The 15,040-nt window shown below is 34.3% G+C and carries 14 protein-coding genes and 1 pseudogene; 12 read left to right on the top strand and 3 right to left on the bottom strand.

Features of this window, described 5'->3' with window-relative positions:
* Positions 1 to 40 precede the first annotated feature (40 nt).
* From ACQKMD_RS13420 to ACQKMD_RS13465, 10 genes are all read left to right on the top strand, one after another.
* Positions 41 to 1,258, top strand: a complete 1,218-nt coding sequence (locus ACQKMD_RS13420) for an MFS transporter (RefSeq protein ID WP_427752634.1) — start codon at positions 41 to 43, stop codon at positions 1,256 to 1,258.
* A 227-nt stretch (positions 1,259 to 1,485) separates the two neighbouring features.
* Positions 1,486 to 2,166, top strand: coding sequence for a 4'-phosphopantetheinyl transferase family protein (locus tag ACQKMD_RS13425; RefSeq protein ID WP_427752635.1), 681 nt, complete (start codon positions 1,486 to 1,488; stop codon positions 2,164 to 2,166).
* 16 nt (positions 2,167 to 2,182) lie between these two features.
* Positions 2,183 to 2,329: a GNAT family N-acetyltransferase gene (locus tag ACQKMD_RS13430; protein ID WP_427752637.1), complete on the top strand. Its 147-nt coding sequence runs from the start codon at positions 2,183 to 2,185 to the stop codon at positions 2,327 to 2,329.
* 324 nt (positions 2,330 to 2,653) lie between these two features.
* Complete coding sequence (locus ACQKMD_RS13435) at positions 2,654 to 4,291, top strand: glycerol-3-phosphate dehydrogenase/oxidase (RefSeq protein ID WP_427752638.1); 1,638 nt, start codon at positions 2,654 to 2,656, stop codon at positions 4,289 to 4,291.
* 56 nt (positions 4,292 to 4,347) lie between these two features.
* Complete coding sequence (locus ACQKMD_RS13440; RefSeq protein ID WP_427752639.1) at positions 4,348 to 4,902, top strand: glycerol-3-phosphate responsive antiterminator; 555 nt, start codon at positions 4,348 to 4,350, stop codon at positions 4,900 to 4,902.
* A gap of 211 nt (positions 4,903 to 5,113) precedes the next feature.
* A complete protein-coding gene (locus ACQKMD_RS13445; protein WP_427752640.1) occupies positions 5,114 to 5,917 on the top strand; it encodes an MIP/aquaporin family protein in 804 nt (267 codons plus the stop codon).
* A gap of 42 nt (positions 5,918 to 5,959) precedes the next feature.
* Complete coding sequence (gene glpK / locus ACQKMD_RS13450; protein WP_427752641.1) at positions 5,960 to 7,453, top strand: glycerol kinase GlpK; 1,494 nt, start codon at positions 5,960 to 5,962, stop codon at positions 7,451 to 7,453.
* A gap of 647 nt (positions 7,454 to 8,100) precedes the next feature.
* Positions 8,101 to 8,553: a hypothetical protein gene (locus ACQKMD_RS13455; protein WP_427752642.1), complete on the top strand. Its 453-nt coding sequence runs from the start codon at positions 8,101 to 8,103 to the stop codon at positions 8,551 to 8,553.
* Positions 8,554 to 8,624: 71 nt separating this feature from the next.
* Positions 8,625 to 8,780: a hypothetical protein gene (locus tag ACQKMD_RS13460; RefSeq protein ID WP_427752643.1), complete on the top strand. Its 156-nt coding sequence runs from the start codon at positions 8,625 to 8,627 to the stop codon at positions 8,778 to 8,780.
* Positions 8,755 to 9,297: a hypothetical protein gene (locus ACQKMD_RS13465; protein ID WP_427752644.1), complete on the top strand. Its 543-nt coding sequence runs from the start codon at positions 8,755 to 8,757 to the stop codon at positions 9,295 to 9,297. Before ACQKMD_RS13460 ends, ACQKMD_RS13465 begins: the two co-directional genes overlap by 26 nt.
* A 192-nt stretch (positions 9,298 to 9,489) precedes the next feature.
* Here ACQKMD_RS13465 and ACQKMD_RS13470 read toward each other — a convergent pair whose 3' ends face one another.
* Positions 9,490 to 9,708, bottom strand: coding sequence for a hypothetical protein (locus tag ACQKMD_RS13470; protein WP_427752645.1), 219 nt, complete (start codon positions 9,706 to 9,708; stop codon positions 9,490 to 9,492).
* Between the two features lie 677 nt (positions 9,709 to 10,385).
* Between ACQKMD_RS13470 and ACQKMD_RS13475 the strand changes: the two genes are divergently transcribed.
* Both ACQKMD_RS13475 and ACQKMD_RS13480 read left to right on the top strand, forming a co-directional pair.
* Complete coding sequence (locus ACQKMD_RS13475) at positions 10,386 to 11,288, top strand: alpha/beta hydrolase (RefSeq protein ID WP_427752647.1); 903 nt, start codon at positions 10,386 to 10,388, stop codon at positions 11,286 to 11,288.
* A 161-nt stretch (positions 11,289 to 11,449) separates the two neighbouring features.
* Complete coding sequence (locus ACQKMD_RS13480; RefSeq protein WP_427752649.1) at positions 11,450 to 11,980, top strand: AAA family ATPase; 531 nt, start codon at positions 11,450 to 11,452, stop codon at positions 11,978 to 11,980.
* A 155-nt stretch (positions 11,981 to 12,135) separates the two neighbouring features.
* On the opposite strand, the pseudogene ACQKMD_RS13485 reads toward ACQKMD_RS13480, so the two are convergent.
* Positions 12,136 to 12,614: pseudogene (locus ACQKMD_RS13485) on the bottom strand (IS110 family transposase); the annotation flags it as partial.
* Positions 12,615 to 12,869: 255 nt separating this feature from the next.
* Positions 12,870 to 14,144, bottom strand: coding sequence for a dicarboxylate/amino acid:cation symporter (locus ACQKMD_RS13490; protein ID WP_427752651.1), 1,275 nt, complete (start codon positions 14,142 to 14,144; stop codon positions 12,870 to 12,872).
* Positions 14,145 to 15,040: the final 896 nt, after the last annotated feature.

Genomic DNA, 15,040 nt, shown 5'->3' on the forward strand with positions numbered 1-15,040 from the left:
AGGAGCTCATTGTAGCTCCTTTCTTTTTAAGGAGAAAAATATGTGGAAAAATCGAAATGTTTGGATTGTTTTGTTTGGTGAATTAATCGCAGGGTTGGGGTTATGGGCAAGTATAATTGGCAATCTAGAATTTATGCAAGAAAAGGTGCCTTCTGATTTTATAAAGTCAATTATTCTATCAAGTGGTTTACTAGCAGGAGTGTTGATGGGACCATTAGCTGGGCGTATCATTGATCAATCGCGTAAAAAAACGGTGCTAATTTATTCAAGTATAGGGCGAGTTGTGAGCGTATTATTTATGTTTATAGCATTAGCAACAGGTTCTATTTGGTGGATGGTTGTCTTCTTAATACTTATACAAATTTCTGCATCTTTTTATTTTCCTGCACTGCAAGCGACTTTACCTCTAATTGTAAGTGAAAGAGATTTATTGCAACTAAATGGTTGGGATATGAATGTTTCGACAGTCGCTCGTGTTGCAGGGACAGCCTTAGCGGGTTTGATATTAGTTTATTCAGCAATAGATACACTTTATATCCTCTCATTCGCCGCTTATTTTGCATTGCTTTTATTTACTTTTATGTTGAAAATCCCAGAGGAGAAACCTCAAAGAATTGGTCGATTTGGAGAGGGTACCAAAAAGGGAAGCGAATTTAAAGAAGTGTTCCCTATGCTACAAGCTAATCTTAGCGTGAAGATGACGCTTATTTTATCGTTTATACCCGTCCTATTTTTAGGTTCATTTAATTTATTAGTCATTAAGATAAGTGAATTTCAAGATTCGGTGATGATAAAAGGGATGATTTACACTGTTGAAGGTATTTCCTTTATGATTGGTTCTTTTGCCATCAAATACATAGGGGAGAAATGGAGAATAGAGCAAATCTTATTTGTTTGTCTCATTGTCATTGGAAGTGGGGAGATGCTGTTGTATTTTGCTAGCAGTTCCTTACTGACATTAGTTACTTTTGGAATTTTTGGATTCGCGGTTGGTTGTTTCTTCCCAACAGTGATGACAATATTCCAAAAACAAGTACCAAAAGAATATCATGGTCGTTTCTTTTCTTTCCGAAACATGTTAGATCGGATCATATTTCAAATCGTCTTATTGTCTACTGGTGCTTTACTAGATTTTATTGGCCTGCAACTCATGGTGATAGTCTTTGGTGCTATCAGCGTGCTGACAACGACCTATTATTGGTTGCAAATGAGACGTGGAGGGGTACGGATAGAAGCAGAGCAGTATAGAAAAGTTTAAGTTTATTCTCTTTTTTAAAGGATTTTCTCATTTTTCATAGAATTTGAATTTTATGGAGGATTACTTTGACCGAAACATTTAAAAAGTTTTTAGAAAGCTATTTAGAAATTTGGAGAACGTGCCCATTTGAAGAAATGAAAGTACTAATAAACTTATTTTGAAAGCCTTTCATTTACATGCTGTTAATAATTTACGATTATTTAAAATATTTATTATGGAGAACAATTATGATATGTATATATGCAATGAAAATAACAAAAAAAATTGATCTAGGTGTATTCCAACAACTTGAAAAAATAATTTCTACTGAAAGAAGGGAAAGGGTAAAAAAATACCACTTCGAGGAAGATAAAAAGCGTTCCATAATGGCAGAAGTCTTATTACGACATTCTTTAAAAAAAGACTTCGGAATTACTCGCGAACAGATCCAGTTTACTAATAATAGTTTTGGTAAGCCCAAGCTCAAAAATTTTGAACAAATTCATTTTAATTTAGCTCACGCTGGTGATTGGGTTGTGTGTGGAGTTAGCGATGTTCCTATTGGCATAGATGTAGAAATAATTAAAAATAACGATTTAGGTGTTGCAAAAGCGTTTTTTACAAGTAGTGAGTATAAGGATATTTTAAACCAACCAAAAGAAAAACAGATTAAGTATTTCTATAAACTTTGGACATTGAAAGAAAGTTATGTGAAAGCAGAAGGAAAAGGATTATATATTCCACTTGATTCATTTTCATTTTGTATTCTTCCTGGCGTAATACAAATGTATGAGTGTAATCAACTTTCAAAAAAATATTGTTTTCAGGTGTTCAACCTAGATGATTTTCATATAGTTGCAGTGTGCTCTAAGAAGTTATCTGAAGAGGCAATTTCAATTGTTTCTATTGAAAATATAGATATATGTTGAAGCAACCTCTGCAGTAATGTCATATGGAGAAGACAAATTAGGACTAACTTACATTGAAGCAACCACAGCTCAAGAGAATCAAGCTTTAACCGCGCTTTTCGAAAAATTCGGATTTCGATTTGAGAGATTGGTTCAGCTGGGCAATTATCCCGAAAGAGATTAAGTTTTTTGTATTTGACAAAATAGAAAACCACATCAAAAAACAGCGGGAATCTCAGAAACAAAAGTGATTCAAGAGATCGATTAATTATGTTTCATAAAAAATCAACTACAAGCCATTAGCCCAGCCATATAATAATCATAAAGATTAATAACAAAAGAATATTATTAATTCACAATAGCGACTAACTGTGATAAACTGAAAGCAAGTTAATAAATATGGTTTGAGCTATTGAGAGACCTAACGACATTATTGCGTTTTTGCAATGATGTGCGTTTTGGTCTCTTTTTTTGTTGTCTTAAAACATAGAGAAGGGAAGGAAAAATAATGGTTCAATTTTCAGCAGTAAAAAGAAATGCAACATTAGAAAGTATGGGGAAGGAGCAATTTGATTTACTTGTAATTGGGGGAGGAATCACAGGAGCTGGTATTGCGTTAGATGCTGTGACGCGCGGTTTAAAGGTTGCGCTTGTGGAGATGCAAGATTTTGCCTCTGGAACATCTAGTCGATCTACAAAGCTTGTCCACGGAGGCTTACGTTATTTAAAACAATTTGAGATTAAAGAAGTAGCGGAACTTGGGAAAGAACGTGCAATTGTATACGAAAATGGTCCACATGTTACTACGCCAGAATGGATGTTGCTTCCTTTTCATAAAGGAGGTACTTTTGGGAAAGTATCTACTTCGTTTGGATTAAGAGTTTATGACTTTTTAGCAGGGGTGAAGAAAGCAGAAAGAAGACGTATGCTTTCTAAGGAAGAGACGATTAGTAAAGCACCTCTTGTAAAAAAAGAAGGCCTACTAGGCGGTGGTTTGTATGTTGAATACCGTACAGATGATGCTCGTTTAACGATAGAAGTTGTAAAAGCTGCTGCAGAAAAAGGTGCATCAATCGTGAATTATGCAAAAGCTGATAAGTTTATATACAATAATCAGAATAAAATAATTGGAGTAGAAGTATTAGATGTTCTGACAGGAAAAAGTGCTCAAGTTCAAGCAAATAAAATAGTAAATGCAACAGGACCGTGGGTTGATAAATTAAGAGAAGTAGACGGTTCTAAAAGCAATAAGAGCTTAATCTTATCAAAAGGTGTCCATCTTGTGTTTGATCAATCCATTTTCCCGCTTCATCAAGCTGTGTATTTTGATACAGCAGATGGTAGAATGGTGTTTGCTATTCCAAGAGATAAAAAAACGTATGTAGGAACGACGGACACTTTTTACAAAGGTAACCCAAAAGATATGAGTGTTTCAAAGGAAGATCGCCATTATATTTTGAATGCTATTAAGTATATGTTCCCCGAAATAAACGCTTCGGAAAAAGATATCGAATCTAGTTGGGCTGGTGTTCGCCCATTGATTCATGAGGATGGTAAAAATCCGTCTGAGATTTCGAGAAAAGATGAAATTTGGGAATCTGAGAGTGGGTTAATTACGATTGCTGGTGGTAAGTTAACTGGTTACCGTAAAATGGCAGAGACTGTCGTTAATATGGTTGTAAAAAAATTAGATGGTGAACAGAAGTTTGGGGCATGTTTAACAAGAAACTTACCAATTTCAGGTGGTGAAGTTGGCGGTTCTTCAAAAATGGACCAATTCGTAATTGAAAAAGTAAAAAAAGGGCAAAGTATGGGCTTAGAAGAACAAGAAGCAAAACAACTTGTAAAATTGTATGGTTCTAATGTGGATTTTGTGTTCTCTTACTTACAAGAAGGTAGTAAAAACCTCCCTCAAAGCTTGTATATACAGCTAATGTACGCAATTTATCATGAAATGGCTGTTAAACCCGTCGATTTTTTTATAAGAAGAACCGGGAAGCTCTTATTTAATATTGAAATAGTGTATGAGTGGAAGGATCAAGTTATTTCTGAAATGTCATCTATTTTTAACTGGACAGAAACGGAACGATTAAAGTACGAAGAAGAGTTAAATCAAGAAATTCTTTGCGCAACGACTGTTTTATAAATATGATGGTAAGGTATCAAAAGAAATCGTAAATGGTTTAAAAGGAGGGGAATGATATGTCTTTTCATAATCAAAATATTCTTCCGGCAATGCGGAATCTAAAACAATTAGAGCAGTTGTTAGAAAGTCACTTTGAATATATCGTTTTGCTAGAAGTACATTTAAGCAATCTAAAGTCAATTAAAGCAGAAGCTAATAGGCATGGTAAAAAAATAATAATCCATGCAGATTTAATTCAAGGGTTAAAAACGGATGACTACGCTGCAGAGTTTCTTTGTAATGATATCTGTCCAGCAGGAATTATATCAACTCGAGCAAATATGATTTTGAAAGCAAAATCAAAAGGAATCATAGCCATTCAAAGAATGTTTTTATTGGATACAATTGCTTTAGAAAAAAGTTATTCTTTACTCGAACGAACAAAACCAGATTTTATAGAAATTTTACCTGGAGTTATTCCGCAGCTAATTAGCGAAGTTCATGCTAGAACAGGAATTCCGATTATTAGTGGGGGATTAATCCGTACGGAGGAACATGTGCAAGAAGCATTAAATGCTGGAGCTAGGGCAGTTACAACATCAGATGCTAAACTTTGGGCTGCATTCAGCTGAAAATTAACATGCACTTTTGGGGATTAATAACTCCATTTAAATATAAAACATATTGACAATTGTTAAAATGCTTTATAGAATACAGGTAGGTTAACAAATAGTGGTTGAGTTTTGAGCTCCACATTTTCTCATTCTGCCATAGGCGGGTGATTAGATGTGGAGTTTTTTGTGCTTTTTCGTAACCGCTTACAATTACAAAGGGGGAAAAGAAATGACTGCGTTTTTTGGGGAATTAGTTGGAACAATGATTTTAATCGTTTTTGGAGCCGGAGTTGTTGGTGGCGTCGTGCTAAAAAAATCCAAAGCAGAAGGTTCAGGCTGGATAGTTATTACTGCTGGATGGGGGCTTGCTGTTACAATGGGCGTCTATGCAGTAGGGAATTTCAGTGGGGCGCATTTAAATCCAGCAGTAACTATAGGAATGGCATCGATTGGTGAATTCCCATGGGCTGATGTACCAGGGTATATTTTAGCACAAATGATTGGAGCAATAATCGGGGCAGTTATCATATACTTTCAATATTTGCCGCATTGGCAGGAAACAAAGGATAAGGACGCAAAACTGGGTGTATTTGCTACAGCACCTGCGATTCGTCATCCACTTTCCAATTTAACAAGTGAAATTATCGGTACTTTCATCTTACTTCTTGGATTACTTATGATAGGTGCAAATGAATTTACAGAAGGTTTAAATCCGTTAATTGTTGGTGCGCTTATTATGGCAATTGGTTTATCATTAGGCGGAACAACAGGCTATGCCATTAATCCAGCACGTGATTTAGGGCCAAGAATTGCGCATTTCATTCTTCCTATTCGTGGTAAAGGTTCATCGGACTGGAGTTATGCTTGGGTACCAATTGTTGGTCCAATTATCGGTGGTGCATTTGGTGCGCTATTTTATCAACAAGTTTTCACAGGAGTTAATAGCGTAGCATTTTGGATAGTAGGGGCGATAACACTTGTCGTTCTTATAGGTGCCCAAATTACTCTAAAACAAGAATTAGAAGAAAAGTAACGCTGAGGACCATAAGAAAAACATATATTTGGAGGAGATTATATGATAGATAAATATATTTTGGCACTAGATCAAGGAACAACAAGTTCTCGTGCAATATTATTCGATAAAGAAGGCTCTATTTTCCATACTTCACAGCAAGAATTTGCGCAATATTTCCCTAAATCTGGATGGGTAGAACATAATGCAGATGAAATTTGGAGTTCAATTTTGGCCGTTATTGCTGGTGTATTATCTGAAAAAAATATAAAACCAGAACAAATTGCGGGAATTGGTATCACAAATCAACGAGAAACAACCGTCGTTTGGGATAGACATACAGGAGATCCGATTTATAATGCGATTGTTTGGCAATCTCGTCAAACAGCTGATATATGTGACAAATTAAAATCACAAGGTTATGCTGATACATTTCGTGATAAAACAGGACTCTTAATAGATGCCTATTTCTCAGGTACAAAAGTAAAGTGGATTTTAGACAATGTGGAAGGAGCGCGTGAGAAGGCGGAAAGAGGAGACTTACTATTCGGGACGATTGATACGTGGCTTGTTTGGAAGTTATCGGGCGGAAAAAGACATGTAACTGACTATTCGAATGCTTCTAGAACATTGATGTACAATATATTTGATCTGAAGTGGGATGACGAGTTACTTGGAATTTTAGAAGTTCCTGCTTCTATGTTACCTGAAGTTCGTCCTTCTTCAGAAATATATGCTTATACAGCAGAGGATTGTTTCTTTGGTCATGAAGCGCCGATTGCTGGTATTGCGGGAGATCAACAAGCAGCACTTTTCGGTCAAGCATGCTTTGACAGTGGAATGGTAAAAAATACGTACGGTACCGGCTGCTTTATGCTGATGAATACAGGAGAAAAGGCTGTTAAATCAGATCATGGTTTACTAACAACCATTGCTTGGGGAATTGACGGTAAAGTGGAATATGCTTTAGAAGGAAGCATATTTGTTGCAGGATCATCAATTCAATGGTTACGAGATGGTCTAAGAATGTTTAGAAACGCTCGTGAAAGTGAGCAATACGCTGAGAAAGTAGTTTCAACAGATGGCGTTTATGTTGTTCCGGCATTTGTTGGATTAGGAGCTCCTTACTGGGATAGTGATGTAAGAGGAGCAGTATTTGGGCTTACTAGAGGTACTACCAAAGAGCACTTTATACGCGCAACTTTGGAATCGCTTGCATATCAAACGAAAGATGTTCTGGATGCAATGGAAGCAGACTCTGGCATTTCACTAAAAACGTTACGTGTGGACGGAGGAGCAGTAGCAAATGATTTTTTAATGCAATTCCAAAGTGACTTATTAGATGTACAAGTTGATCGTCCAATAATCAATGAAACAACAGCACTAGGAGCCGCTTATTTAGCAGGTTTAGCAGTTGGCTATTGGGAAAATAGAAATGAAATTTCAGAGAACTGGAAGAATGACAAGTCATTCCAACCTGAAATGGAACAAGAGAAACGCGATGGATTATATGAAGGATGGCAAAAAGCAGTAAAAGCCGCAATGGTTTTCAAATAAATCACTTCAGTCTCACGCTTGTTCGAACAATTAATCTCCTAATCTATGTATTAGGGGATTTTTTTGTAAGTATAATGGTGTAAATAAAATTGATTTTGACAAAAAGATAAATAAAGGATTATGTATTAACATTTTAGCTAGGTAGCTTGTGTTTGGTGGTTCACCTTCTCTTACTTACAGTGGTAATAAAAATGCTAACAAAGCAATAGCAGAAGAATCAAATGATGCTATCAATATAATCGTAGATGATCACGAACCAGAAAAATTACTATAAAAATTCAATCATCTATTATATAACTTAAGATATAATCGTATGATTTCTTTAAGGGAAATTCGTTAAAATGAGCAAACTTTTTTTAAAAGTAATCAAATAAAATATGTTTAAAGCCAATTTTGATGAATATTTATCAAAATGGCTTTTTTCTATGCTGATAATCAAACCTATTTAATAAAATTTTGATAAAACTATATTGTATAACACATCCCCGCAATTCACCTAAAAGGTAGTATCAAATTGAAATAAAAGTTTATACTTCTAATGAGGTCATTTGTTCAGCAAGCCAAATAAAGCTAGATTATTGAAGATATAATGTTCATTATCCAGCTAGAGTTGGGTTAACCTAATCAAAAAATTGTAAGAGGTGCTTATGGAAAAGAAATTTTTGTTTTTATGTCTTATTGTAGCTTTCTTTATGTATCCATCTCAAAGCAATGCGATTTCAGTGCCATGTAGTCTTATTTTGGAGCCGGTTGATAAGAGTTTGACAAATGCCAAAGGTGAAGCATTGATTTATAAAGTGCAATTAAATCCACCAAGTTTTGCACGAACTAATATAAGTATTCTTGCTGTTCACCTTCCAGAGACTTCATCTTATGGAGACTATGATAGTTATGAAGGGTTTGCTTTTATTCCAAAAGAAATAAGTTGGCGTTTTAGACTTTATCCTACTCCAGAAGAGGATAGTCCAACTTGGGCTGGACGATTTGATTCAATTACAGCAGAAATGGAGAATGTTGAAGTTCAAGTGCGTCTTTCTAATTCCAAAACTGAAAAGTTGGGACCAAGTATTCTAACAAGCAGTATTAACTATTGTAAGTAGCAGGTACTGTTATTCAATTTAAATTTTCAATAAGTATCGTAATTTATAACGAATTATTGGAGGAATAATTTATGAAGAGAGTTATTAAACCATTAAGTACACTTCTTTTTCTATTACTTGGTGGTGGATGGTTTATACATCAGTTTCAAGTTCATGTAGAAGCTTCAACGAATCATTCTTTGACTCAGAAAGATCGCGAGGATGAGCTCAAATCAGAGAATTTTTGAAAAGGCTAATAAAGCTATTAGAACTAGACTCAAAGAAGAAAACATTCCTTATCAAATCTCAATCGCCATAACTTTCTCAGAGGAGAGAGTGGATGTACTGATCGCAGGTAGACAAACTTATATAGATGAAAATGAAAAAAATATCAAAAAAGCTACTCAAGAGGCAATACGAAACACAATTTATAAAGGTTATTCAGTCCATGTCAATAAGACTTTTACGTATTCCATTGAAACAGATAAACAATATAATGAATTAAATAAAGAAAAAATAAGGTGGATTCTTAAAGATAAAGGATATGCAAAAGTTCAAAGAGTTTTGAAAGAAATAGAACCAAATTTCGTAGGCTTAAGTATATTGACAAATATACGTCCCAATGATGGCACTAGTACTAGGTACGGGAAAGAAATTAATAAAGATCTACGAAAGGCACTAGGCAAAGAAATTAATACACTAAAAAAAGATAATGTATTAGTAGAAATTCATATTTATTACATAAGTGGTGAAAAAGTGATTTAAATGTTATTTTGATGAACAAAAGATAGAGAATGAGGTTGGTCTTTATGAAAGCCTATAATAATATAAGATGGTAATAAAAGCTATAGCAGAAGGAATCGTAAATAATTACGAAGCAGAAAAATTTAATAATGATTCAATCAGATTGTTTTAACTTTAAGAAAATAAAACAAATGGCATTATCTTCGCCATAGCTCAAGAACAAAAAATTGAAGCTAAAAAAGCATCTCCATCGGAATAATGATCTCCCTGGAAATGCTTTTTGTGTTTATGGAATTGAACTTGTAATTTGTCTTTTTTCGTTTTCGTTGTTCTAGTATGTGTGCTAAATGCAACTTCTCCGCGCTGTGTTGTTACATCTTTGCCTAAATTACGTAATACATGCTGTCTATGACGTTTTGCTTTTGAGGCCAAAATGGTATCACTCCTTCTTTGATTTGTTCTTAGCATACATGAAGAGGGGAATAGAAGCAATAAAAATACAATCTTATTTTTCATTTTATTTAATGATACATATAATCCAATAGCAATTCAGGATTGGCAATAGTTGAAGAGGTTTTTTATAAATCAACGTTGAATACAGTTTATAGATTAATAATTTTGTGCTAAAAAGCAATACGTGAAAAAGAGCTTTAAAATTGTTCTCACTTACTTACTTTTATAATGCATATCGAAGGTACTTGAAAAAATAGTAATGTTTAGAAAACAATCATTAAGAGATCAATCAGAAACGTAAAAGATGAAACATATATTGGAAAGGAAGTGAAACGGTGAGCTATCCTCCAAACGATAATCCTACATTGGGTGGCATATTAATTTACACGGATATAAAAACACATCAGTAGAATATGTATATAGAGATTAGCTACTAAATTTGTCTATAAACAAAGTAAAAGGGGATACAGATGGGAAAATTACTCGATATAAGATCATTGTTCTTAAACAATTGGTTAAAAGTTAGTGAATTATTATTAAAGGATATTCATTCCTTTATTTAAGGTGGTGAATGTCTATTAAAGTACAAGATGTTCAACTAAAGGGCAGGTAGCTTAACAAGAAAAACTAATATTAATTGATATTTAAACAAAGAGGTGAGTAAAATTATACAATTTTTAACAATAAATCAAAATAAGATAGAGATATTTCAAAAAGGGAAAAATGGGACACCAATAATTATCCTTACAGGAATGGATTGTTCATTCGATGAATGGTACGAAGTGACAGAGTCATTAAGTAAATCAAATAGAGTTATAATGTTTCATAGACCCGGTCAAGGTGCAAGTGAAATTCGTAATGAAGTCCGTAATACACAGACAGTCGTAAATGAAGTAAGTGAGTTGATGCATTCACTTAAATTATCAGAACCCGTAGTATTAGTTGGTCATTCCTATGGTGGGTTACAGCATTTTGTGAAAGAGCATCCTAAAAAGGTTGCTGGAATAGTATTAGTAGATTCAACTTCTGTTGATTTAAAGGTTTTAGATGATTTGGATTTACCTGTTTTAAATGAAGGGTCAACCGATGAAATTTGGATGGAAAAATGTCATTCTTATTCTCAAATGACAAGGGAAGAATTAAGAGAAGTTATTAACCCTACTCTAACAGAAAAACAAAAGCTACTCCCTAATGATATTCAACAACGCTTAATAAGTTTCCAGATAAATCCTTCTTTATATAAAGCAATGTATTCTGAAATTAGCAACTGGAAGAGAGATGGAGATATCATAAAAAAATCGGTAGAATACCTAGATATACCCTTAATTGTTATTGGCCGAGATAAAGAGTATAACATTAGGTTAGGTACTATGGAGGGTTTACCAGAGTGGGAGTTAAGATTATTTGAAGAAAAGTGGCAAGGACTTATCATGAATCAAGTTAATCTTACTTCAAATAGTAAATTTATAATCGCACAAGGAGCAAGTCATTCAATACATATTGATAGACCTGATATTATAGTTCAATCAATTAATAAAATAAATCCCTTATTTAACTAAACCAGCTAATAGAATGTCAAGTAAAACATTTTAAATGGAAAAACACTTCATGTTATACTAAAAATGCATAACACAAATAACCCTCTTTATTCAATGTGGAAGGTTTTGGTTTTATCGGAAAATAATGTTACTAAATAGTTTATTGAAGAGGGGGATGAAGCTTGTTTTTTGTTCAAATGTCAGGTTTTCCTGGTTCCGGCAAATCTACTCTTTCACGTGAGATTATTAAAAGAACAGGGGGGATTATCATTGATCACGATATAGTAAAATCGGCTCTATTAAATTCCGTTGACTCCATTGAAGTTTCAATCGATGGAAAACTTGCAGGTAAGATTTCATATAATATTGATTGGTCTCTTGTTGACTTTCATTTATCACTAGGACAAAACGTAATACTTGATAGTCCGTGTCTATATGGAGAATTGGTTGATAAAGGAACAAAACTATCAGTTAAATACAATGTTAAATATAAATATATTGAGTGTTATCTTGATGACTTCAAAGAGATAAATTATAGATTGAAAAATCGCGAAAGAATGGTTAGTCAGATAGAAGAGATAAAATCAGAAGCCGCTTTTAAACATACGCTTCAAAATAGCAAAAAGCCTTCGAACTATAGGTGTATCACTGTGAATACAGGACAACCATTGGAAAACTATATACAAGAAGTATTGGATTATATAAATAACTGATTATCTGTTTACTCTTTTTCAACTAAACCAGCTAATAGAATGTCAAGTAAAACATTTTTAATCGAAAAACACTTCATGTTATACTAAAAAGCACAAGATAAATAACCCTCCGAATTTAATTTGGAAGGATTTTGTTTTATTTTAAAATACTGTAACTAAATGGTTTTTTGGAACGGTGTTTTCGTTTTTAAAATCGCATAAATCCAGTGTAAAAGCTTATTAGCACAAGCAATAATAGCTACTTTATACGGTTTACCTTCTTCGCGTTTTAAATCGTAGAGGCTCGTAATCGTTTATTTCGTGCATGGGTTTCATCTGTTGTTTTCTTTTTACGGCTATCTCGAATTGAACAACGGACGGCTGTGTAAAGCATGCGGCGAAGTCTAGCTGAGCCGCGTTTGGTAATGTGATTTTTTGTGCCTTTAAAGCGCCCTGATTCAAACACACTTGGGTCTAGTCCCGCAAAGGCTACTAACTTTTTTGGATGATTAAACCGCTCAATTTCCCCAACTTCTGAAAGTATCGTGGCTGCGATTTTTTCACCTATACCGGGAAGCGATTGGATTAATTCATATTCTTCGAGTTGTGCCGCCAATTGATTAATCTCACGCTCTAACGTAGAAAGTTGTTGTCGGGATCAAGTCCCACGGGTGCTTCCGTTCTACCCTGGCTACTATCAATCTATAAATTGAATACAAAATAGTCAACCAGATTCTCTGGCTGACCTTATAATACGAACGGGGTGCTTGAGTCTAATAAAAAGGAAAGGGCGTTACATATTAGTCATATAAAATATGTAACGCCCTTTTATTTATTTGCCTTCTTTTAATTTAGGTCTTGATAGTAATAATTAGTAATGCACATTTTTTGTTATAGAGTATTCGATCTTTTATAGTACAGGGGCGCTTTTAACGGATGTTTCTGTATTGACTTTGTTTTGAGCGCCAGATGGATCAAATTCATTTTCAGATTTTGCTACGATAACAGTTGCAACCCCGTTACCGATTAAGTTTGTTACGGCACGAGCCTCAGACATGAAGCGGTCAACACCAATTAGTAAAGCAATACCTTCAACAGGAATCATCGGGAAGGCAGCTAAAGTAGCAGCTAGAGTGATGAAACCTGAACCTGTAACACCTGCAGCTCCTTTAGAAGTTAACATTAATACCCCAAGTAACATAATTTGTTGCCAGATTGATAGTGGTACGTCATACGCTTGTGCGATGAACATCGCAGCCATTGATAAGTAGATGGATGTCCCATCAAGGTTAAAGGAATAGCCAGTTGGTACAACTAACCCAACTACTTGTTTCGAACATCCGTAGTTTTCAAGTTTACGCATCATTGATGGTAGGGCAGATTCAGAAGATGAAGTACCTATTACTAGGAAGATCTCATCTTTTATATATGCGATAAATTTGAAAATACTAAAGCCGAAGTATTTTGTAATCGCACCTAAGATAAGGACGATGAATAAGAACATTGTGATATATACAGATACCATAAGCAGACCTAAATTAAATAGTGACTGAACACCGAAGTTTCCAATAGTATAAGCCATAGCACCGAACGCACCGATAGGCGAAAGTTTCATCACCATACCAATTATTTTAAAGAAGATTTCTGATGTTTGTTCAAATAATTTAATAACTGGTTTTGAAGCTTCTCCAAGAGACGCTGAAGCGACACCAAACAAAACAGCACAGAATAGAACCGGTAGTAATTGTCCAGCGGCAAGAGAGCCGAAGAAGTTATCTGGAATGATACTCATGATGAAACCAATTAAGCCTTCACTTTCAGCTGCCGCACTCGTATATGCCGAAACATCGCTACCAACTGCTGCAGAAGTATCTAAACCTTTACCAGGTTGTACAATGTGTACGACTAACAAACCAATAGCTAAAGCGATCGTTGATACTACTTCGAAATAAAGTAATGCTTTTCCTCCGATTTTACCAACTTTTTTCAGATCACCCATATTACCAATACCGATGACAACGGTTAGGAAGATAATTGGTGCAATTAACATCTTAATCATTTTGATGAAAATATCAGCTAAAACTTTCAGTTTAGCTCCAAATTCAGGGAACACTGCTCCTACGACAACACCAAGTATAATGGCGATAATCACTTGAACAGTTAGGTTTTTAAAATTGATTTTCATAAGTGACCTTCTTTCTATAATGTGTTTTGTTAACGTTTTCATTGCTATTATCATAAGTGCTAAGAAAACGTTTTCATATATTTTGGTGATAATGTTCTTTTCGGTCTTTTTGGTCTTTTGTATTTTAGGGTATTGAAAATGCTCTCAAATGCAGACGGCGCAAGGGGTTGTGAATATCTACAATATTCTACAAAAGGTTCTTTATTTTTATAGTACAGATAATAAAAATCATTATGTATTAGTACAGCTGGAACTTTCTTCTATAGTTTCGGAGTTGAGTTTATATCAAAATAGTAGGGAAATCCTCAGTTTTGAGACATCAGAATACTAGGCGAATTTGGAAAGGTATCTGAACATAGAAGGCATCAAGATCATATTATTATGTAGATTATCGTCAGGCTCCACGAAGCGAAATAGGATACTGGGAAGTAGACACAGTAATTGGTAAAGGTCAAAGCCAGATTCTCATACTTACAGAACGTATGAGCAGATTTACAATCGTTCAAAAATTAGTATCTAAAACTGCCTACGAAACAGCTAGAGAAATTATAATCTTCTGAAAAACCTCCCAAAAAAACTAGTGAAATCAATAACAGCCAATAGGCGAAAAGAATTTCACATGTGAACCGAAATTGAAAAAGGACTAGAAATCCTATTAGACTTTAACAAGTTTACTCGAAACGAAATCATGACGTTTCTCTTGAATTTCAATCAAGTACCTAGAAAAGTCCTTAATTTCAATACGCCTTTTGAAGTATTTATGAGTTATCTGACATGTTCGACTTGAAATGACAATTTATATAACAAATAAAAATAGGAGTGATTTTTTGATGAAAAGTAGTATAGATACAGATTTTTTAAAACAATTCGTAAAAGGATTTTGCAAAATTAACAAT

It is taken from the genome of Viridibacillus sp. NPDC096237 (assembly GCF_050278625.1).
In the GTDB taxonomy this organism is placed as follows: Bacteria; Bacillota; Bacilli; order Bacillales_A; family Planococcaceae; genus Viridibacillus.